We start from the raw sequence: 568 nt of genomic DNA, 5'->3' as shown, positions 1-568 counted from the left end.
ACTGAAGGCATATGTAAAGGAACAACTTCCAGAGTATATGGTTCCCTCCTATGTGATGTTAATGGATAAACTTCCACTCACGATGAATGGAAAGGTAGACCGCAAAGCTCTGCCACAACCGGAACGATTGTGCACGGAGGAACAACTTTACCTCCCACCTGAAACTGAAACTGAGAAAGAATTGGCAGTCATATGGCAGGACATTCTGGATGTAGAACAGGTAGGGCGCAGTGACCATTTCTTTCATATTGGTGGACATTCCTTAAAGGCGGCAATACTCGTATCACGGATCAGTAAACAGTTAGAATCTGATCTTCCATTACGTGAAGTATTCCGAACGCCAGTACTTTCGGATATGGCGAAACAAATCAGCAAGCACGGAGTCCGATATTCCTCTCTGAAGAAAGCAACACCCGCAGATTACTATCCTGTATCGTCAGCACAGAAGCGGTTGCTCATTGTAGAACAATTGGAAAGTGTAGGAGATGCGTATCATATTCCTGTGCTATTACGCATCCGTGGTGAGCTGGACTTGCATAAGTGGAAACGAACAATACATCAAATAATT

General features: G+C 44.0%; 1 protein-coding gene. It reads left to right on the top strand.

Features of this window, described 5'->3' with window-relative positions; all coding sequences use genetic code 11:
• On the top strand, positions 1-568 hold a 568-nt coding region (locus tag AC1D7X_RS25855; RefSeq protein WP_495476447.1), incomplete at both ends, for a phosphopantetheine-binding protein.

This window comes from Paenibacillus sp. Y568, from assembly GCF_059445545.1.
This window is presented reverse-complemented; position numbering and strand designations above follow the sequence as displayed.